The organism is Bacillus sp. MN7755 (assembly GCF_054771475.1).
Window position 1 is genome coordinate 71,105 of sequence record NZ_BTRL01000026.1, and the last position, 20,388, is coordinate 91,492.

Below are 20,388 nucleotides of genomic sequence, written 5' to 3' on the forward strand. Positions count from 1 at the left end.
ATATTACGAAAAGTCATCTTACATTTTCGTTATAAAACATATAAACGAATGTTGGCTAAACTATACTTTCGACATAATTCATACCAATTCTCTATGAATTAAAAATTTCTTGGGAAATTTTTTCTGATTATGTCGAATAGGGGATTTTTCACATATTGTAGGTGGGGTGTGAGGAATGCTATGGGGGAAATGGAGGAGTGTTATGAAAAAGGTTTTAGCAAGTGTCATAACAGTATTATTCATATTTTTAAGTTCAATTACTATTACTAAAGCAGAAAATAGCGGGGGGAAAATTGCTTTTATTCGTCATCATAACCTTTGGATTAAAGTTGATGGGAAAGAAAAACAACTTACAAAAGGAGAGAACATAACAGGGCCGAAGTGGTCATATGATGGGGAGTGGCTAGCATATGTAAAAGGAAAGAAACAAAGTATTCTTGAGTTATATCGGCTGAAAGACGGAAAGAAAGTTACGCCGTTTCACTCAGAAGCATCGAATTATCAATGGTCACCAACAGAAAATATAATTGCATTTATATTTACAGGTACATTAAATACATTTGATGTAGAAAAAAAGAATGCAGATTTTGAAAATGTATCGGCTGGTGTAGGTGATTATGCATGGTACCCCGATGGAAAGAACTTTCTTGTATCTTCTGAAGCGCACTTACTTCCAACAGGATGGACAGGGGCTCAGCTATATGAAGTGCAAAAAGATGCACATATGAATCCTCACAAAATGAAGCATTTGTATGCATTGCCAAATGAACATGATGATTTCCTAGCACTAGTTGCAAGTGGCTTTAAATGGTCACCAGATCAAAAGTGGATTTCATTTTTAGCAGTACCGACAGCTTCATGGTCAGCTGATAGTAATACGCTTTGCTTAGTTCGTGCAGATGGCAGTCGGTTTGAAAAAGTAGATCAAATGTTATTAAACGCACAATGGTTTCAATGGGCACCATCAAAAAATATATTAGCTTATATTGAAGGGAGCGGAAGAGTTGCATTAGAAAATAAACATTTAAAAGTAAAGGAATTGCCAGCACTTCAGCAGAACATATTTACGCCGAAAGGATATGTTGATTGGGATTTTGCATGGAAGAACGATAGAGTAATTATCGTTTCACGAGCAAAAGAGGCAGGGATAGAAACTCCACCAGAAAAAAGGCCACTACCATCTTTATATGAGGTCGATAGTACAAGCAATGCACAGCATCAAATCACAAAGGAAACTAACAAGAAAGGGGATTATCACCCGATTTTCATGAAGAAGAGTAATCAATTAATTTGGATACGTTCAGACCGTAAGAAAGCGGATGTATGGCTTGCTCATAAAGATGGGAAACAGGAAAAGTGGATTGAAAATATAGATGTACCAGCGTGGTATTATGAGAAATGGAATTGGGAAAATGTCATCTCGGTGAAAGAAGAATAAAAAACCTGCCTAAAAGATAATTTTAGGCAGGTTTTTTTTATTGTTATTTATGTGTTTTATTTGGCTTTTTTTTCGCTGGGTTTCCGTTCCCCTGACGTTTTCTATTTTGTTCATCTTTTGCTTGTTTTTCATGCAGTGTATCTAAAAAGTCATTCGAGTTACTCATTTTTCTATCGCTCCTTTCATTTCGTCCTAATTACTATAACCATTTAGGAGGATAATCATGAGATAAAAAAGTTAAGCACTGAGTTTTCTTCGATAGTATACGTAAAATATGCCGTACGTAATAAATAGCATAAATAAAATTTGTAACTCTACATTTTCTTTTAAAATAGTTGCGACAGAAGTTGGTAAGTAAGGTGATGTATCGCTCGTTCCTACACCTAACCATTTGTTTAAGAGGTTAATGGTACAAAACATAAAAACACCGGACCAGCTTGCAATAATTGCCTTCTGCTTAATTTTTGTTTCACGTTCATCATCTGTAATCCAAGGATTAGCCGTTTTATCACTGCTAAAAAATCCGTTTATATATCCCCATATAATCATTCCGATTAAGATGGTTATCCATTTCATATTTGGAATTTCCCTCCCTATTGTAAAAAGTGTTTTACATATACAATTGTAATGTTTTCCAATTTTTTATGTCAAATATTTTTTACATATCGGTTTTTCATATAGCAGGAATAAAGGATGGAATAGGGAAGAAATATGTAAAAGGATTACTTAGCGAGAGGAGGATGAGTATGAAACTCATCTTTGTTCGGCACGGTGAAGGAGAACATACAAAAGATTTGCCGTCAAGTTTATAAGTGCTTCATCCACCATTAACGGATGAGGGAAGGAATCAGGCTAAATCACTTCAATGCAATGTGCCATTGCAAGAGGCGGATATATTAATTGCTAGTCCTACACTTAGAACTTTGCAAACGGCGACAATATGGAGTGCGAAAGTAGCCTGTCAAAAACTCGTCCACCCATATATATCCCCACGTATTTTTCCTTATCGAGAAGGAGCGAAAACATTACCATGTGATCACATAGTAGATCAGGGAATAATAACAAATTTATTTCCACATTTCTCGATTGCGAAAAGTACAAATAAGCAGTTATGGACGGAAGGTATAAATACTATTTCAGAGAATTGTTTTCAGCAAATAGTAGATGAATTTCTTCTTTGGTGTTATGAGCTAGGCGCTGAAAGAATTTGCATTGTATCTCACGACGGGACAATTACAGCATATAGGCAATATTTACAGAATGTCGTTTTAACTAGATCTGATTTTTTGCAAGAAACGGGTATATATGAAATGAATGTATCCCTTAAAAGTTTAATTGATGAAATCTAATTATAGGATGGAGGGTGTATGTTGAAGGTTGCACTGGTAGTTGGCTTTAATTCTGATTTAGAGGCGCAATCAATCCGAGCATCACTTGAATATTTTGGGGCGAAAGTTATAACATACTGGATTGGTAGACCGAAAGAGTTCATCGATATTCTTTCTGGAAAGGGTTTATATAATGATATTAATTATGTTGTCTTTTGCTTTCATGGTGATGAAGGAGAGTTTGTCATGGAAGAGTTAGGTGAAGATATATATGAACAAGATGAACCGAGGGGATACTTTGGTGCAGTAGAAATTTATAAATATGCAAAATTGCATAATACACATATTGTAAATAGTGGGTGTACGTTAGGGGAGCGAAAACTAGCAGAATCTTTTTTACGTAGTGGAGCAAAATCGTATATTGGATCGATAGATTATGTAGATGGGAATGCAGCACTTATGTTTACAATACGCTTATTTTACGGGGTTATTAACCATAAAAAAACGTTAGAAGAAGCATTTCAAGAAGCAAGGTTAATTGATGAGGAGACACGTACATTTCGATTCTATAAGTAGTGTGAAACACGTTTATTCTATATTCGAATAAATGCGTTTCACATTTAACTCACATTTTTTTTACATTTTCTTCAATGAAAACCATTATCACTTATGGTATGATATGTTCAAGTTTTTACAGGTAATAAAAGTTACTATATAAACGTTAGTTTTTAATGTTTCATACACATGTCACGAATTATTCATAATTAACGTTTGTAAAATAAGTAACTAATGTTATTATATTACCTGTAACTAACTTAATTACAACTTTAGGAGGAAGATATGGTTATTCAATTTTTAAGAGAAAACAAAGCAGTTTCTTTTGTGCTAGCAGTAATCCGAGTGTATCTTGGTTACACATGGTTAATGGCTGGAATTGGTAAACTACAAGGAAAAGGATTCGATGCAACGGGTTATTTACAAGGTGCAATTGAAAAATCTAAAGGAGCACAACCGGCTGTTCAATCTTGGTGGGCATCATTTTTACAAGATTTCGCAATTCCAAACGTTGATCTATTTAATACACTTGTAACGTGGGGAGAGATTTTAGTCGGAATTGGTTTAATTGTGGGCTGTTTAACAAAAACAGCGGTCTTTTTCGGTCTTGTAATGAACTTTTCCTATATGTTTAGTGGGTCAATTGGTGTGAACCCTGAAATGGTTATCTTATCTATGTTCGTTCTTGTTTCTGGTATGAATGCTGGAAAACTTGGACTTGACGGCTTTGTTATCCCAAAAGTTTTAGGATCAAAAGCTCAAAAACGCCAAAAGCAAGCTGCTTAATATATGAAAGCGGGTATCTCAAAATGAGATACCCGCTTATGTTATTTTTCAAATTGTATCGGATTGTTTTTAAAGAAATCTTTTACATACCCTACAAATTCCTGTGGTTCTTGGCGAAACGGTGCATGATAACCTTTTTCAATAACATGGAAAGTACTATTTTTTAAGAATTGATGATATGTTTCTCCTTCCTTCCAAGAAACGCTACTATCATTTCTTCCCCATATAATTAAGGTTGGTTGTTTCATTTCATTTGCATTGATTTGAAGACGTCTAGGCCATAATTTCATTTTATTGTAATGCTCTTCATCATTACGTTTAAATTTCACTTTGCTCTCATCATAATCTGCAATAGCAGAAACGGTATTTAAATCAGTCGACAACTGAGGTTTCGGTGAACCTTGTTTATTAACGAATGTATGAGGACCGCCTGTAGCATCAGTTAAAATAAGGTGGGTAACGGCTTCAGGATATAAATATGTTAAATTAAGAGAAATTTCTCCGCCCATTGAATGCCCCAGTATTGCAAACGAATCGTAACCTAGTTTTTTCATTAATTTATAATACAAATTTGCATGAGTGGGGAAAGAATAATAAAAATCCATCGGCTTAGATGAGCGCCCAAATCCTAAAGCATCTACAGAAATAATTGTATGATCTTTTGCTAAGTCTGAGTAAATCTTTTGAAAACCATCTGAGGATCCTCCAAATCCATGGATCATAAGTAAAGGTGGTTTTTCATTACCAATCTTTTTGAAGTAAATGGTTTGACCATCTATTTCTACCATTTTTTCCTCGGTAGCTAGTTTTGCTGTAAGTGTATTTTTAACTTGTTTTACTTGTTCTACTGGCTTTTCTGCTGCACTACATCCTACTAATAGTGTAAGAGTAAGACAACCTACCATAAAATAGCTAAATCGCTTCAATTAGGTGTCCCCTTTCTAACATAACGCTGTATCTATCATAGCAAATAGCATATTACGATTTCCAGGAAGTTGGCTACCATTTTTTATCATAAGAGGTGAAAGGAGCGTTTCCTGGAAATTTTCTGTTTGAAGAAATTTGCGAAATGAAAACTGTGAATGTGGGACATCAATCCTTACTGTGCCATTCCAACATTCACATATGTTTTGTAGTAATTGAATAGCATCTTCTTCTCGTTTGGCGATAAGTGGATTGATACATAATATATTACCTTTTTGTATACATAAGGAAAAAGCTTCTATACAGTTATGTCTCTCAATTTTAAAAGAGTGGCTGGTTCTTGGTAATAGTAATGAGTAAAGTAAAGAACGATCGGCACCAGTTGTAATTTGATCGAGAGAAATAAGCGATATAAAGTCTTTTTCTTTTACTTGTTGTGTATGAGTGATATGTGTCTTAGTAGTTTGTTTTTCAAAACGATGAATCTTCGTTACTGTTTGAAATCCGCATGATGTATAAAGAGGCTCGCCGGCTTTTGTTGCAATAAGTGCAATTGATTGTTTTGGGGGAGTGTGTTCTAAGCAGTAATTAAGCAAAATACGTCCGATGCCTTGGCCTTGAAAATTAGGATGGACGATTAACATGCCAATAGTAGAAAAACTATTTTTAAAAGGAAATACTCCTCCAGCTGCAATCAGTTTATTTTCATGCATATAACCGATAAGTGTGCCGAGCGAAAGATACATTTCGAATTGTTTTTTCATAAATACTTTATCTTGTAACCATCCAATAGCTTTGCAAAGGTCGAGCAAATCAAAAATAAAAGTTTCATCTAGTTTTATTATTTTCATAAATATTCACCACATTTCTATTAATTTTCATAAAAGTAGATTGAAAATGTTAAATAAGAGATTTACGTTAAATGAAATCCAACTTGTTTATAGTTTGATTGTAAAGGGGAAGATGGTTGGTATGAACAGACAAAGTTATACAAATTATAACTGATATTTACATAAGTTAACAAAAAATTTACATATAACTAATTTTCTCTTAATAGTCTTCCGTTAAATTTGATAGTGGGAAATGAATAACCTAATTAGGGGGACAATACAGTGAAAAAGTTTGTGAAAAAAGCATGGCCATTTGCAGTTGTGGCGTCGTTAGCAGTTACTTCGGTGGCAACATGGAATTTTACACGTTCTAGTGAAGTAAATGCAGATGAGAGCGGAAGCAATGCAAAGATTAAAAATGTTATTGTATTAATTGGGGATGGTATGGGCCCTTCATATATGACGGCTCACCGTTATATGAAAGATAATTCAAAAACTTTTGAGATGGAATCTACAGAATTTGATAAGCATCTTGTAGGAACACAAAAAACATATCCAGAAGATGAACATGAAAATATTACAGACTCTGCATCGGCAGCAACAGCTATGTCAGCAGGGATTAAAACATATAATGCAGCAATCGCGGTTGATAATGATAAAGCAGAAGTGAAAACTGTTCTTGAACAAGCGAAAGAAAAAGGGAAATCAACAGGATTAGTTGCAACTTCTGAAATTACACATGCAACCCCAGCGGCTTTCGGTGCGCATGACATTAGCCGTAAAAATATGGACGCAATTGCAAATGATTATTTTGATGAAAAAGTTAAAGGGAAGCATAAGGTAGATGTTATGCTTGGCGGTGGTGTAAATAACTTTGTTAGAAAAGATCGCAATCTTACAGAAGAATTTAAGAAATCTGGTTATAGCTATGTAACAGATCGTAATCAATTGTTAAATGATAAAAATGATCAAATTCTTGGTTTATTTGCGCCAGGCGGTTTAGATAAAATGATTGACCGTACCGATAAAACACCTTCATTAGAAGAAATGACAAATGCAGCAATTGAGCGTTTGAACAAAAATAAAAATGGTTTCTTCTTAATGGTTGAAGGAAGTCAAATCGACTGGGCTGGACACGATAATGATATCGTTGGTGCAATGAGTGAAATGGAAGACTTTGAAAAAGCATTTAAAGCAGCGATTGAGTTTGCGAAAAAAGATAAAAATACGTTAGTCGTTGCAACGGCAGACCACGCTACTGGCGGATTATCTTTAGGTGCGAATGGTGAGTATAACTTTAAAGTAGATCCAATTAAAGCTGCAAAACGCACACCAGACTTCATGGCAAATGAGATTGCAAAAGGTGCAAATGTAGAAGAAACATTGAAAAAATATATTGATTTACAATTAACACCAGAAGAAATTAAAGCGGTAAACGATATTGCTCCTTCAAAAGATGTCACAAAGATTGATAATGCGATTGAAGATATTTTCAATAAGCGTTCGGTGACAGGATGGACAACAGGTGGACATACAGGGGAAGATGTAAACGTATATGCATTTGGCCCCGGTAAATACTTGTTCTCTGGCGTTCAAGAAAATACAAATATCGCTAAACGTGTCTTTGATATTGTTGGCGGTGGGGATCCGAATAAAGGAAGACGCTAATTATAAATGGAAGTGAGGCGAAATGCCTCACTTTTCTTTTTAGGAGATGGGAAGATGAGGGGTTTTTTCAGAGGGATAGGATCCCTTCTAATAGGTGTATTATTGCTAGTTGGATGTCAATCTAAAGAGAATCAGATAGAACAAAAATCCACTACTACAAAAGCTGAGGAAAAGGTACAAATAACGAAAGAAGAAGAGAAATCGATTCAAGATGTTATGGAGGAGTTTGTACGGACGACCAATGAAAAAAATCTTGCTGAACATATGGAGTTATTTTCAAAGAAGATGCCTAGTGCTGAAGACTTAAAAACGCAAAAAGAAGCAGCTTTTCAAAAGGGAAATAAGAAAATTGAATTGGAACATATAGACATGAAAGTTAGTAAAGCAGGGTATGTTGTTGTTGAAATAAAGGAAAAGGAACTAGACGGGGAGGTCACTCTTCAGAAGAAAGTACGGTATGCACTTGGAAAAGAAGAGGATGGCTGGAAAATTGAAGAAGTTCGCACGATAGGGAAGAAATAAAGTGAAACTTTAATCAGGGAGCCTTCCTGCCTGTAAATAGCGAAATAAAAAAGGTTCTCATTGGCGAGAACCTTTTTTTATAGTGGTAACATAATTTGATTTGAGCATGCTTCGATATCATCAATATCTTGGCGAATGGTCGCCATTTTATTATCAAGATCTTCAGCCTTCATTGCTGCATCATGTAGTTCATCTTTTAAATACTCAGGTATTTTCCCTTCATATTTATAATAAAGTTTATGTTCTAAACTTGCCCAGAAGTCCATTGCAAGCGTACGTAACTGAATTTCTGCAAAGACTTCTTTTGTACCAGAATTTAGTGATAAAGGATATTTAATAATCATGTGTAAACTTTTATAGCCGTTTCCCTTTGGATTAGCAATATAATCTTTTACCTCTATGATTTCCATATCTTCACGCTTTTGAATGACTTCTTTTAAATGATAAATATCTTCTACGAAGCAACATGTAATACGAATGCCGATGATGTCTTGTAAATGCGTTTGGGCATTTTCAACTGTCGGTAATAAATTTTTACGTTCAAGCTTTTTAATAATACTTTCAGGTTGTTTTAATCTTGTTTTTATATGTTCAAACGGGTTGTAATCCTCTAAAAATTGGGCTTCCCGGTTCATAATTTCAAATTTAGTTTTTAACTCTTCTAAAGCAAATGTATATGGTAGTACAAAAGCTTTCCAGTAGTTAACTGTTGATTGATTATATTCCATTTATATACACACCTTTTCCTATTTACAAGTGAGGTTGTTATTATACTAAATACCAAATCATATAAGCGCAAGCAGCAAATGATGAGATCATAAAACGATATTTAGTTTTCATAATTTCAGCTCCTTTCGAGTAAGATTCTATATGAATAAACGTGATTGTTAATAAGTTCACTATGTACAATTCCTATAGTAATAGATTCGTGTGAATTTCGTATGAACTAATTGTTTCAGCTTTTTGTCTTTTTTTTTGTAAATCATCATTATTATCCATAATTTAAAGTGTTTTCATTTGCTTTATCCATTTGTATAAATTAATGTATATTTGAATTTATAGTTATTAAGGAGGGTATATGGTGAACTTTGAAGAATTGGCAATTGCTAGACGTTCCGCAATGAAATTTGTACAAGGAATAGAAATCCCTGATGAGGATTTTAAAAAAATATTTGAGCTAACAAAGCTTTCTCCATCTTGTTACAATTTGCAACATACGCATTATGTTGTAATTCGTGATCAAGAGCGCAAAGAAAGATTAAAAGAGTTAGCTTTTAGGCAATATAAAGTATCGAGTGCATCTGCAGTAATACTTGTTTGTGGTGATAAGAGAGCATACCAAAATGTTGAAAATATTTATTTCGGTATGAAGGTTTTAAAGATGATTGATGAATGTGAGTATGAAGATACAATTAGGCTAACGAAAGGGTTATATGAAGGAAAAGGAGAACGCTTCATGGCAGAGGAAGCGATTAGAAATGCTTCGTTAAGTGCGATGACGTTTATGTACGCAGCTAAATATTATGGCTATGATACGTGTCCAATGATCGGTTTTGATGAAAAAGCAGTACAAAGTGAATTAAATATGCCGGAGCATATAGTGCCTGTTTTAATGATTACGATAGGAAAAAGTGATACTACTAAAACTCGCCCACGAGGATATCGAAAGCCGATTAGTGAGTTTGTTACATATGAGACATTTTAATAAAAAGTATAAAGTACTAAAAATAAAAGGGTTCTATTTAGAACCTTTTTGTTTTGCAATTGACAAATAGAATAAAGTTATATAACATATAAATCGTAATCATTACGTTTTAGTTGCAATCTTTGAAAGAAAGGAGAATTACATATGCGTGTAAATATTACCTTAGCTTGTACGGAGTGCGGAGATCGTAATTACATTTCTAAAAAAAATAAACGAAATAATCCAGAGCGCATCGAACTAAAAAAATATTGTCCACGATTAAAGCGAGTAACGTTACATCGTGAAACGAAGTAGAAGACTAGAGATATCTCTAGTCTTTTTTTGTTTATAGTTCTTTGGTTTTGTTTGTTATAATTACCTTAAATTGTAATAAAAGGAGAAGTATGATGAATCAAAAAGATATAGAAAGAAAAGAGCAAGTGGATCATATTGTTAACATTCCAGATGATTATAGGCTCGTTGTAGATGATCAAGAAGGTGTGGACGACCCATATCATCTATTATGGTGGGAACATAAAGCGGATGAGGAGAGAACAATACAGATTACGTTGAATAGACATAATGGTAGTTTAATTGAATTTAGGATAGAGGATGAAAATGCTGTTTCGAGCGGTAAGGAAGCGATAGAGGGGAATAAAGCAAGAGAGATTGCAAATACATTCTTAAAACAATATACAAAAGAAGGATATGAATTTTATACATATGTAACTGTTGAGGATGATTGGCGCGGTTGGAAAAAAGTAAATTATATGCAAGAAGTGAATAGCTATCCATTGCCGAATACAGGGTGTGTTGTGCGAGTTCATCCTTCAGGGGATGTTGTGAATTTTCATTATAATGGACAAAAAGCTATCGAGAAAAAACCGTTATGGCCAAGTGAAATTGTTGAGGAGAACGTCGTTTTAGAAAATTTGAAAGCTAGACAAGATATGAGACTTGTATTTGTAGATTTAACACACTCTTCATGTGAGTATGAAAATGGAGAAGAAGTAAAAGGATACCATCTTGTATATGAACCAGCACCTAGTCATGCATCTATTGATGCAAGTAAGGGAGAAGATTTGTTTGGACCAGAACATTATAAATTACCGCCAACAGTAGCTGTTGAAAAAATAAAAAAAGGTAGCCGGCAAGATGATATATTCGATTTATTTGACTGGGATAAAGAAAGTTTTACAAAAGTAGATGAGACGGAAAATGATGATGAAATAAGAATGAAATTTGTTCTGAAAGAGGAATTACAGAAACAGAAAGAAGAAAAGAATCCATATTTAATGAATGAATTTTTTAAAAAGCATTTACCGATGTTAAAATATAATAATTTAGTTAGCGTTACAATTGATAAATTAACCAATGAATTAACTGGTTTTATAAAACTGACAGATGATAAAGAAGTAAAGCAAATACTGTTTAGAGAGGAATGTTTACAAAAAGCACTTCAATTTTTAGAACGAGTTATTCCAGATATCACAAAATATCTGCGTCTTTGGGAGGAACGTGAAGAAGCAGAAGATGGGATTGAAAGATTTATCTTTTCTGTATATATAAATGATATTCCGGCAGAGTATAACCAATTTATGATTAACATCAATGCGGAAAACGGTGCTGTGATGCACTACTCTGGAGAGTCTAGCAACCTTATAAAAGAATTACTTACATACGAAACAACACCAAAAGTAACTAAAGAAGAAGCGTTAGAAATATACAGAGAGGCTATCCGAGTTAAATTAGAATGGTCTATAGATCATGATGTAGAGGAAACGGTATATCAATTGTTGTATAAACAAACAACGGATGAGAAGTGTAAAGAATTCTTCGACGGTAGTCGAGAAATTCGTTATATTGATGCGCATACTGGGGAGAAAATTTGGAGTGAATATTAGTAACAGCCAATCGAGAGTCTCGATTGGCTGTTGGTTATATGATTAGAGTAGGAGTTTTAATTGATTGTAAGTACGCCTTTTTGAGCTTCATACCAATTATATATGTTCCCATCCGAACCTACTGCGAAATTGTAAACGCGTTGGCGTTCGCCCTCTCCGCGTGCGTAGAAGACATCGTATAGTTTAATTCCATTGATTATACCGATAGGTTCATTTGTAGCGCCATAGTGCAGTTGGGCTGTTTGAGGTCCCATTCTTTTTTCTAAGATTTTTATAGCATCTTCACTTGTGAATTTAGTAATATCGACTGGTTTATTTATTGGTTTATCTGTTTGCTGATTAACTTGTTGAGCTTTCTGTGTATTTTTAAATTCTGCTTCAGTTAATGTGCTACCGTCACTCCAATTAACAATAATTTCTCCAGTTTGTTTATGAACAGAAAAGGTGAAATCAGCACGATGATTATCAAATTGAGGCATGAAAGTATAGTAATCAGTACCTGGTTTATTATTAATTTTATTTTTTGTAGAGCTTACACTAGGTAGGAGGGTGTAAGTAACTTTGTTTTCGTCTAATGTTCCGAATTTTTTAATAAGAATTTCTTTAGCCATGCTTGCTGTTATGTTTATATTTGTAGCGTTTTCTTGCTTTTCTTTAATTTTTGTTTGTTCTTCAGGGGTTACTTGATCTTTTTCCGGTTCTTCCGGTTTGTTCCTGTTTTCAGTATTTGTATTATCTTTTATTGTCACAGTTTCCTTTTTGTTGTTATCAGTTTGTGTATGTGTATTTTGTTGTTCACAGGCTGAAAGTAGGAAGAATGATAAAATGAGTACGATAGAGTTTTTAATTTTTACAGTTGAGTAGGGCATGAAAACACCTCTTTCTAATTTTTTGTACTTTATAAATTGTAATATATAAAAAATATAATTAAAGTTATTGGGTTTATTCGTTTCTTCAAAAAGCTAAGGGTTCCATATTTATATCGTACAGACACAAACAACCTCACGCCCACATACACTTAGTAAAGACCACTATTTTGGCGGAGGTGAAAGGTTTGAGTCTATTCGCCGCAATTGGATATATGGTTCGAGAAGTGTTTGTTTTTGTTTCTTATGTGAAGAATAATGCGTTTCCGCAGCCGTTATCATCAGACGATGAGAGAAAGTACTTAGAGTTAATGGAGCAAGGTGATGCTCAAGCGAGGAATCTGTTAATTGAACATAATTTACGGCTTGTAGCTCATATCGTTAAAAAATTTGAAAACACAGGGGAAGATGCAGAAGATTTAATTTCAATTGGTACAATCGGGCTCATTAAAGCGATCGAGAGCTATTCGGCAGGAAAAGGAACAAAACTTGCGACGTATGCAGCGCGCTGTATTGAAAATGAAATTTTGATGCATTTACGTGTACTAAAGAAAACGAAAAAGGACGTTTCACTTCATGATCCGATCGGGCAAGATAAAGAGGGGAATGAAATATCGCTTATTGATATATTAAAATCAGAGTCTGAAGATGTAATTGATATGATCCAGCTTAGTATGGAGTTAGAAAAGATTAAAGAGTATATCGATATTTTAGATGAGCGAGAGAAAGAAGTAATTGTGAAGCGTTTTGGACTGGGGCTTGATAAAGAGAAAACGCAGCGGGAGATTGCAAAGGCACTCGGTATTTCCAGAAGCTACGTATCAAGAATTGAAAAGCGCGCTTTAATGAAAATGTTCCATGAATTTGTAAGAGCAGAGAAAGAGAAAAAAGCGAAAGAATAATGTACATTGCAAGCAGCCTTATTTTAAAAAGGGCTGCTTTTCTTTTTGTAAATAAGGAAAGAAAAAGAGTTGTGTTCAGAAGAAATCCATGTTCACTGTTGAAAATGACGGATTCTATCTGTAATATTAGAAGGTGCTAAACAATTTAAGAATAATACCATACTTAGTTTTCCGCATGTATAATGAACCAGTTTTATATGATATGTGGGAATAAGAACCAATTTCACATATGATATAGAAGGAAAAGAAGGGAAAGCTAAAGTTATAGGCTGATTAGGAGGTTTCGCAATTTGCGACGTACATTATATCGACTTATGATCGAACTTACAAATGGTCGTTTTACTTCTTATATATTACGTAAATTTGCACAATCTCGTTTGAGCTCTATCATTATTTCATCGTATGCGAAAGTTTTTCAAATTAATCAAGATGAGATGGAAAAGGGTTTGAAGGAATATAGAACATTGCATGAATTATTTACGCGTAAGTTAAAAGAAGGAAAGCGTAGTATTGATACAGATGCATCGAGTATCGTTAGTCCTGTTGATGGTGTTTTTGCTGATCACGGTCCTATTGAGGACACAAAAACATTTGATATTAAAGGCAAGCGTTATTCGATTGTGGATATGCTAGGTAATGAAGAACGTGCAAAGCGATATGCAGGTGGTACATACATGGTTATTTATTTAAGTCCAAGTCATTATCATCGTATTCATAGTCCACTTTCGGGTTCTGTGACTGAAAGATTTGTACTCGGTAGAAAATCATATCCAGTAAATGCAGCTGGTATGGAATACGGGAAAGAACCATTGTCAAAAAATTATCGTTCTGTTACAGAAGTGAATAGTGACGGCGAACATATGGCGCTTGTAAAAGTAGGAGCTATGTTTGTTAATAGTATTGAGCTGCTACATGAAAGAAGTACTGTTCAAAAAGGTGAAGAAATGGCATACTTTACATTTGGTTCAACAGTTGTGTTATTGTTTGAAAAAGATATGATAGAAGTAGTGCAGAATTTGAAGAGTGGACAAGAGCTTCGTCTCGGTGAAAAAATTGCTACTCGATTGGCTCATAAGTAAAGAAAAGATTTAATAACTGTAAGCAAGAGTTATGGACAAAGATGCTTAATGATGAAGTTCCCGAGATGGGAGTACTTGTTTATTCGAGAGCCATCGCAGGATGGCTCTTTTTACAAGTTAGCTAATTAAAAATTCACTTTATATGTAATTAAGACGATTTGACCAGCTTGTCCTCTAATGAGCGTCTAATAATTTCTTGTTTTATAAGTAAAATGAAGTCGGGATTTAATTTTAGTTCTTTTGCTTTATAATAAGACTCAGTGAGTAACTCGGTAGATAACTGTTCCATATGCTTTGTTTTCAAGGTGAGTCACCTCCTAATAATATAAGGATTGATTCGTTGTTGCATTTAATGTACCAAAAAAATATGACAGTCACAAACGAGTGGTTATCCACATACCTAGGTGGATAAAATGTGTATAGATTGTTAGTAAATTCCAAATTGACTGAAAAATTAATGTGGAAAATGTGTACAATTTTATCCACAGGTTAAATATCGAAATATGTTGTCGAAAAATTTTTATGAAAACTCCTCAAAGAGGTGAAAGAAATTGAAGCTATTTTTACCAAATGAATATGTGAAGAATGTATATCATGTTCAACCAGAAGATTTGAAAAAACGTGGAATTAAAGGCGTTATTACTGATTTAGATAACACTTTAATTGAATGGGATCGTCCAAATGCAACGCCGCAACTTGAAGAGTGGTTTTTGAAAATGAAAGAGCTAGGCATTCAAGTAACGGTCGTTTCAAATAATAATGAGCAACGAGTAAAAGACTTTGCTGATCCATTAGGTATTCCATTTATTCATAGTGCGCGTAAACCATTTGTTCGTGCATTTAAGCGTGCGATGCAAGAGATGCACCTGCAACCAGATGAAGTTGTAGTAATTGGGGATCAGTTACTAACAGATGTTCTAGGTGGAAACCGTGTGGGACTGCATACGATTTTAGTTGTACCGGTAGCACAAACGGACGGATTAGTAACGCGCTTTAATCGAAAAATTGAACGAAGAATTATGAAAAACATGAAGAAAAAAGGTTTAATTAACTGGGAGGAATAGAGTTTGACTGAAACAATTAAATGTATTGGTTGCGGTGTAGAAATTCAAACAGAAGATAAAAATGAAGTAGGATATGCTCCGGCCTCATCTTTAGAGAAAGAACAAGTAATTTGTCAACGCTGTTTTCGTTTGAAGCATTATAACGAAATTCAAGATGTATCATTAACAGATGATGATTTCCTACGTATTCTAAATGGAATTGGAAATTCGGATGCGTTAGTAGTTAAGATTGTAGATATTTTTGATTTTAATGGTAGCTGGTTACCTGGCTTACATCGTTTCGTCGGAAATAATAAAGTATTACTTGTTGGGAATAAAGCGGATTTAATTCCTAAGTCAGTAAAACATGATAAAGTAAAGCATTGGATGCGTTATAGTGCAAAGCAGCTAGGATTAAAGCCAGAAGATGTCTTTTTAATTAGTGCAGCGAAGGGACAAGGGATTGCTGAGCTGGCAGATGCTATTGAGTATTACCGCGGCGGAAAAGATGTTTATGTTGTTGGATGTACGAATGTAGGAAAATCAACATTTATTAATCGTATGATTAAAGAATTTAGTGATGAGACTGAAAATGTAATTACAACATCTCATTTCCCAGGAACAACGCTTGATTTAATTGATATTCCATTAGATGAAGAATCTTCTTTATATGATACGCCAGGTATTATTAACCACCATCAAATGGCTCATTATGTTGGAAAAGAAAGCTTAAAGCTTATTACACCAACAAAAGAAATTAAGCCGATGGTGTTCCAATTAAATGAAGAACAAACATTGTTCTTTAGTGGACTGGCACGTTTTGATTATGTAAGTGGTGGTCGTCGTGCATTTACTTGTCACTTCTCGAATCGTTTAACAATCCATCGTACAAAGCTTGAGAAAGCAGATGAATTGTATAAAAATCATGCTGGGGATTTACTAAGCCCACCAACACCAGAAGAATTAGCAAATATGCCAGAGCTAGTGAAATACGAGTTTAATATTCGTGAACCAAAAACGGATGTTGTATTCTCTGGATTAGGATGGGTTACTGTGAACGAACCAGGAGCAAAAATTGTTGCACACGTACCAAAAGGAGTAAGTGTTTCATTACGTAAATCTTTAATTTAATATGGAGAGGGATTTATGAAACAATTATATGGTGTAATCGGAAATCCAATTGGACATTCATTATCACCCGTTATGCATAACGATGCATTTGAACACTTGAATATGGATGCCCATTATCAGGCATTTCTTGTTAAAGAGGAAGTGCTAGGGGAAGCAGTAAGAGGTTTAAAAGCATTAGGTATTTCAGGATTTAATGTAACAACTCCGCACAAAGTTGCTATTATGGATTATTTGGATGAGACTGACCCGCTAGCAAAACAAATTGGTGCAGTAAATACAGTTGTTCATAAGGATGGAAAATTGATTGGCTACAATACAGATGGAATTGGTTTTGTCCGAGCACTGCAGTCAATTAGTAGTGAACCACTTCAAGAGAAACGTATTTTATTGATTGGCGCAGGTGGTGCTAGTCGAGCTATTTATTTTTCTCTTGCTGATGTAGGTGTGAAAGAGATTGATGTAGCTAATCGTACAGTAGATAAGGCGAAAGAACTTATTGCTGCATGTACGGCTACGGTTCATTCTGTGGCTTTATCGTTAGAAAAAGCAACAGAAGAACAAGGAAATTATGATATTATCATTCAGACGACAACAATAGGTATGCATCCACGCGTTGAACATACGCCATTACAAATTTCTTCGTTAAAAAAAGGAACGATTGTATCAGATATAATCTATAATCCATTTGAAACGAAAATTTTATGTGAGGCAAAAGAGCAAGGTGCAGTGATTCAAAATGGTATTGATATGTTTGTTTATCAAGGGGCGCTTGCATTTGAAATGTGGACAGGGCTTGTACCGAATATCGATAGAATGAAACAATTAGTTATAAGAAAACTTGGAGGCTAACATATATGTTAACAGGAAAACAAAAAAGATTTTTACGTGCACAAGCACATCATTTAACACCAATTTTTCAAGTAGGAAAAGGTGGAGTAAATGAAAACATGATTAAACAAATCGCAGATACTTTAGAGGCTCGTGAGTTATTTAAAGTAAGTGTGCTACAAAACTGTGAATTCGATCGTCGTGAAGTTGCAGAAGAACTTGCAAAAGGCGCACGTGCTGAAATCGTTCAAGTAATTGGAAGTACAATCGTTTTATACAAAGAATCTAGAGAAAATAAGCAAATTAAGCTTCCTCGATAAAAAGACAAGCATATGCTATTTTTATCGCTAGTGCGTAATGATGTAGAGAGCGAAACCAATTGAACTTTTATTAACAGTAAACTCTCTTCGAATAGAAATGAAGAGAGTTGCTGTACGTAAAAGGAAGGGGCGTTTCTTTTGAAAAAAATTGGCATCATTGGCGGTACATTTGATCCGCCACATTATGGGCACTTGCTCATTGCAAATGAAGTATATCACGCTTTGAATTTAGAAGAAGTATGGTTCTTACCGAACCAAATTCCGCCGCATAAACAAGGGCGGAATATTACAAGTGTAGAAAGTCGCTTACAAATGTTAGAGCTTGCGACTGAGGCAGAGGAACATTTTTCTATTTGTTTAGAAGAGCTAAGCAGGAAAGGCCCATCTTATACGTATGACACTATGCTACAATTGACGAAGAAGCACCCGGATGTGCAGTTTCACTTTATTATTGGTGGAGATATGGTTGAGTATTTACCGAAGTGGTATAACATTGAGGCGTTACTTGATCTTGTAACGTTTGTTGGAGTCGCAAGACCTGGTTATACATTGCATACACCTTATCCTATCACCACTGTGGAAATTCCGGAGTTTGCAGTTTCTTCATCTTTATTACGTGAGAGATATAAAGAGAAGAAAACATGCAAATATTTACTTCCTGAAAAAGTACAGGTATATATCGAGAGGAATGGGTTGTATGAATCGTGAGAAAGCACTTCATATTGTCAAACAACAAATGCATGAAAAACGTTATATACACACAATTGGTGTAATGGAGACAGCAATTGAACTTGCTAAGTTATACGGTGTGGATGAAAAAAAAGCTGAAGTTGCAGCTATATTCCATGATTATGCGAAGTGTAGAGCGATTTCAGAAATGGAAGAGATCATTAAAAGTGAAGATTTGCCGAAAGATTTACTTTGTTATAACAAAGAGTTATGGCATGCACCTGTTGGGGCATACTTAGTAGAAAAAGAAGTAGGCATTACGGATCCTGAAATCCTGCAAGCTATTACATATCATACAAGTGGTCATGAGAAAATGACGATGTTAGATAAAGTAATTTATGTAGCAGATTACATTGAGCCTGGTCGGAAGTTTCCAGGAGTGGAGGAAGCTCGTAAACTCGCATATGCGGATATAAATCAAGCTTTATTATTTGCATTAAAGAGAACAATTCAATTTTTAATGGAAAAAAATCAAACGATTTATCCATTAACATTCCAAACATACAACGCAGTTATCAAGGAGGAAATGAGTAAATGAAAGATAAAGATTTATTAGTATTAGCGGCAAAAGCAGCTGATGATAAGAGAGCAGAAGATATGGTTGTCCTAAATATGCAAGGTATTTCACCAATTGCAGATTATTTCATTATTTGTCACGGTAACTCAGATAAGCAAGTGCAAGCAATTGCGCGTGAAATTAAAGCGAAAGCACACGAGTTCCAAATCGACGTACAACGTATGGAAGGTTTTGACGAAGCACGTTGGGTATTAGTTGACCTTGGAGATGTAGTTGCTCATGTATTCCATAAAGATGAGCGTAATCACTATAATTTAGAGCGTCTATGGGGCGATGTGCCACGTGAAGATATTACAGACGAGCTAGACCAATGAAATACGAACAATTTGCATTGTTGTACGACGAATTAATGAATGATGTCCCTTATGAGAAATGGGTAGAATTCACAGAGGAAAGTTTACAGCAAGCGGATATGAAAGAGGCAAAGATTCTTGATGTAGCATGCGGTACTGGTAATGTAACACTTCCACTTGTACAAAAGGGTTACGATTTAATCGGTGTCGATCTTTCAGAAGAAATGTTAACAGTCGCTCAGCAAAAACTAGGCGGAGAAGGATATTTTATCCCTTTTTACCAACAAGACATGCGAGAACTTGATGTTCCAGGTGAGTTTGACTGTGTAACAATCTTTTGTGATTCATTAAATTATGTATTGCAAGAAGATGGAGTGCAAGAAACGTTTAGAAGAGTGTTTCACCATTTACGTCAAGATGGTTTGTTTTTATTTGATGTACATTCTTTATATAAAATACATCATGTATTTCAAAATGAAACATACACAGTGAATGGAGAGGAAATCTCTCTTATTTGGAATTGCTTCCCTGGTGAAGAATCAAATAGTGTAGAACATGATTTAACATTCTTTGTTCAAGATCCAGAAGAAGATGTGTACCATCGTTTTGATGAATGTCACGTGCAACGTGCATATCCGGTTGAAGAGTTAACGAAATGTCTTGAAGAGGCTGGTTTTACAGTACTTCGCGTAACTGGTGATTTTGAGCGACTTGAAGTTACAGAACAAACAGAGCGTATTTTCTTCATGGCGAAGAAAAACGGATAAAGTGAAACTTTAATCAGCGGGGGGCTTCACCCTCCGCTGATTATTAGTTGAACCAATCGGGCTTTTACGGGCAGTTGATCCCTCACTGAACTTCTTTGTTTTCGCTGAGTTTTGAGGTGGGGATCTTACTGGCCGGCAAATAGCGGGATAAAACAAAAGCAACCGAGAAGGTTGCTTTTGTTTTGTAAAGAAGCTGTAATTTTAGTTCTAGAAT

Annotated in this window: 25 protein-coding genes and 1 pseudogene; 19 read left to right on the forward strand and 7 right to left on the reverse strand. The window is 34.8% G+C overall.

Features of this window, described 5'->3' with window-relative positions; translation table 11 throughout:
- Nucleotides 1-202 precede the first annotated feature (202 nt).
- Nucleotides 203-1,438: a TolB family protein gene (locus ACYVEC_RS25720; RefSeq protein ID WP_063222893.1), complete on the forward strand. Its 1,236-nt coding sequence runs from the start codon at nt 203-205 to the stop codon at nt 1,436-1,438.
- 43 nt (nt 1,439-1,481) lie between these two features.
- Here ACYVEC_RS25720 and ACYVEC_RS25725 read toward each other — a convergent pair whose 3' ends face one another.
- Together ACYVEC_RS25725 and ACYVEC_RS25730 are read right to left on the reverse strand one after the other, a co-directional pair.
- Nucleotides 1,482-1,604, reverse strand: coding sequence for a DUF4023 domain-containing protein (locus ACYVEC_RS25725; RefSeq protein WP_000071861.1), 123 nt, complete (start codon nt 1,602-1,604; stop codon nt 1,482-1,484).
- 71 nt (nt 1,605-1,675) lie between these two features.
- Nucleotides 1,676-2,014: a hypothetical protein gene (locus ACYVEC_RS25730; RefSeq protein WP_063222894.1), complete on the reverse strand. Its 339-nt coding sequence runs from the start codon at nt 2,012-2,014 to the stop codon at nt 1,676-1,678.
- 170 nt (nt 2,015-2,184) lie between these two features.
- Here ACYVEC_RS25730 and ACYVEC_RS25735 point away from each other — a divergent pair.
- The 3 genes and pseudogenes from ACYVEC_RS25735 to ACYVEC_RS25745 all read left to right on the forward strand — a co-directional run bounded on the left by ACYVEC_RS25735 (nt 2,185) and on the right by ACYVEC_RS25745 (nt 4,107).
- Nucleotides 2,185-2,787 (forward strand): annotated as a pseudogene (locus ACYVEC_RS25735) (histidine phosphatase family protein).
- Between the two features lie 18 nt (nt 2,788-2,805).
- On the forward strand, nt 2,806-3,342 hold the full coding sequence (locus ACYVEC_RS25740) for a CHAT domain-containing protein (RefSeq protein WP_063222896.1): 537 nt from the start codon (nt 2,806-2,808) through the stop codon (nt 3,340-3,342).
- Nucleotides 3,343-3,606: 264 nt separating this feature from the next.
- Entirely contained in the window at nt 3,607-4,107 is a 501-nt protein-coding gene (locus ACYVEC_RS25745; protein WP_063222897.1) for a DoxX family protein, read from the forward strand.
- 41 nt (nt 4,108-4,148) lie between these two features.
- Here the strand turns inward: ACYVEC_RS25745 and ACYVEC_RS25750 are convergent, their stop codons facing one another.
- Nucleotides 4,149-5,033, reverse strand: coding sequence for an alpha/beta fold hydrolase (locus ACYVEC_RS25750; RefSeq protein ID WP_063222898.1), 885 nt, complete (start codon nt 5,031-5,033; stop codon nt 4,149-4,151).
- Nucleotides 5,034-5,048: 15 nt separating this feature from the next.
- The gene (locus ACYVEC_RS25755) at nt 5,049-5,882 is read right to left on the reverse strand and encodes a GNAT family N-acetyltransferase (protein WP_063222899.1); all 834 of its coding nucleotides are present in this window, start codon (nt 5,880-5,882) and stop codon (nt 5,049-5,051) included.
- A gap of 261 nt (nt 5,883-6,143) precedes the next feature.
- Here ACYVEC_RS25755 and ACYVEC_RS25760 point away from each other — a divergent pair, with 261 nt between their 5' ends.
- Both ACYVEC_RS25760 and ACYVEC_RS25765 read left to right on the forward strand, forming a co-directional pair.
- The gene (locus ACYVEC_RS25760) at nt 6,144-7,529 is read left to right on the forward strand and encodes an alkaline phosphatase (RefSeq protein ID WP_063222900.1); all 1,386 of its coding nucleotides are present in this window, start codon (nt 6,144-6,146) and stop codon (nt 7,527-7,529) included.
- Nucleotides 7,530-7,583: 54 nt separating this feature from the next.
- Nucleotides 7,584-8,051, forward strand: a complete 468-nt coding sequence (locus ACYVEC_RS25765; protein ID WP_275719422.1) for a hypothetical protein — start codon at nt 7,584-7,586, stop codon at nt 8,049-8,051.
- Between the two features lie 77 nt (nt 8,052-8,128).
- Here the strand turns inward: ACYVEC_RS25765 and ACYVEC_RS25770 are convergent, their stop codons facing one another.
- Nucleotides 8,129-8,779: a GTP pyrophosphokinase gene (locus tag ACYVEC_RS25770; protein WP_000456215.1), complete on the reverse strand. Its 651-nt coding sequence runs from the start codon at nt 8,777-8,779 to the stop codon at nt 8,129-8,131.
- 350 nt (nt 8,780-9,129) lie between these two features.
- Between ACYVEC_RS25770 and ACYVEC_RS25775 the strand changes: the two genes are divergently transcribed.
- The 3 genes from ACYVEC_RS25775 to ACYVEC_RS25785 all read left to right on the forward strand — a co-directional run bounded on the left by ACYVEC_RS25775 (nt 9,130) and on the right by ACYVEC_RS25785 (nt 11,639).
- A complete protein-coding gene (locus ACYVEC_RS25775) occupies nt 9,130-9,756 on the forward strand; it encodes a nitroreductase family protein (protein WP_063222902.1) in 627 nt (208 codons plus the stop codon).
- A gap of 144 nt (nt 9,757-9,900) precedes the next feature.
- A complete protein-coding gene (gene rpmG / locus ACYVEC_RS25780; RefSeq protein ID WP_001265617.1) occupies nt 9,901-10,050 on the forward strand; it encodes a 50S ribosomal protein L33 in 150 nt (49 codons plus the stop codon).
- A gap of 92 nt (nt 10,051-10,142) precedes the next feature.
- Nucleotides 10,143-11,639 (forward strand): YcdB/YcdC domain-containing protein, encoded by a 1,497-nt coding sequence (locus ACYVEC_RS25785; protein WP_063222903.1) that lies wholly within the window; start codon nt 10,143-10,145, stop codon nt 11,637-11,639.
- 56 nt (nt 11,640-11,695) lie between these two features.
- Here ACYVEC_RS25785 and ACYVEC_RS25790 read toward each other — a convergent pair whose 3' ends face one another.
- Entirely contained in the window at nt 11,696-12,508 is an 813-nt protein-coding gene (locus ACYVEC_RS25790) for a hypothetical protein (RefSeq protein WP_063222904.1), read from the reverse strand.
- A gap of 185 nt (nt 12,509-12,693) precedes the next feature.
- On the opposite strand from ACYVEC_RS25790, the gene sigK reads away from it, so the two are divergent.
- Nucleotides 12,694-13,407, forward strand: a complete 714-nt coding sequence (sigK, locus tag ACYVEC_RS25795; protein WP_000051382.1) for an RNA polymerase sporulation sigma factor SigK — start codon at nt 12,694-12,696, stop codon at nt 13,405-13,407.
- A gap of 290 nt (nt 13,408-13,697) precedes the next feature.
- Nucleotides 13,698-14,486, forward strand: coding sequence for a phosphatidylserine decarboxylase (locus tag ACYVEC_RS25800; protein WP_063222905.1), 789 nt, complete (start codon nt 13,698-13,700; stop codon nt 14,484-14,486).
- Between the two features lie 148 nt (nt 14,487-14,634).
- Here ACYVEC_RS25800 and sda read toward each other — a convergent pair whose 3' ends face one another.
- Nucleotides 14,635-14,790: a sporulation histidine kinase inhibitor Sda gene (gene sda, locus ACYVEC_RS25805; RefSeq protein WP_000850094.1), complete on the reverse strand. Its 156-nt coding sequence runs from the start codon at nt 14,788-14,790 to the stop codon at nt 14,635-14,637.
- Between the two features lie 247 nt (nt 14,791-15,037).
- On the opposite strand from sda, the gene ACYVEC_RS25810 reads away from it, so the two are divergent.
- The 8 genes from ACYVEC_RS25810 (at nt 15,038) to ACYVEC_RS25845 (ending at nt 20,174) form a co-directional block, all read left to right on the forward strand.
- On the forward strand, nt 15,038-15,550 hold the full coding sequence (locus tag ACYVEC_RS25810; RefSeq protein ID WP_063222906.1) for a YqeG family HAD IIIA-type phosphatase: 513 nt from the start codon (nt 15,038-15,040) through the stop codon (nt 15,548-15,550).
- 3 nt (nt 15,551-15,553) lie between these two features.
- Nucleotides 15,554-16,660 (forward strand): ribosome biogenesis GTPase YqeH, encoded by a 1,107-nt coding sequence (yqeH, locus tag ACYVEC_RS25815; RefSeq protein WP_060632327.1) that lies wholly within the window; start codon nt 15,554-15,556, stop codon nt 16,658-16,660.
- 15 nt (nt 16,661-16,675) lie between these two features.
- Nucleotides 16,676-17,509, forward strand: a complete 834-nt coding sequence (aroE, locus tag ACYVEC_RS25820) for a shikimate dehydrogenase (protein ID WP_063222907.1) — start codon at nt 16,676-16,678, stop codon at nt 17,507-17,509.
- Nucleotides 17,510-17,514: 5 nt separating this feature from the next.
- The gene (gene yhbY, locus ACYVEC_RS25825) at nt 17,515-17,808 is read left to right on the forward strand and encodes a ribosome assembly RNA-binding protein YhbY (protein WP_000955224.1); all 294 of its coding nucleotides are present in this window, start codon (nt 17,515-17,517) and stop codon (nt 17,806-17,808) included.
- 138 nt (nt 17,809-17,946) lie between these two features.
- Entirely contained in the window at nt 17,947-18,516 is a 570-nt protein-coding gene (gene nadD / locus ACYVEC_RS25830; protein ID WP_063222908.1) for a nicotinate-nucleotide adenylyltransferase, read from the forward strand.
- Nucleotides 18,506-19,075, forward strand: a complete 570-nt coding sequence (gene yqeK, locus ACYVEC_RS25835; protein ID WP_063222909.1) for a bis(5'-nucleosyl)-tetraphosphatase (symmetrical) YqeK — start codon at nt 18,506-18,508, stop codon at nt 19,073-19,075. The genes nadD and yqeK overlap by 11 nt, the downstream gene beginning before the upstream one ends.
- Nucleotides 19,072-19,428 (forward strand): ribosome silencing factor, encoded by a 357-nt coding sequence (rsfS, locus tag ACYVEC_RS25840; RefSeq protein WP_063222910.1) that lies wholly within the window; start codon nt 19,072-19,074, stop codon nt 19,426-19,428. Before yqeK ends, rsfS begins: the two co-directional genes overlap by 4 nt.
- A complete protein-coding gene (locus ACYVEC_RS25845) occupies nt 19,425-20,174 on the forward strand; it encodes a class I SAM-dependent DNA methyltransferase (RefSeq protein ID WP_460509008.1) in 750 nt (249 codons plus the stop codon). Before rsfS ends, ACYVEC_RS25845 begins: the two co-directional genes overlap by 4 nt.
- Nucleotides 20,175-20,388 lie beyond the last annotated feature (214 nt).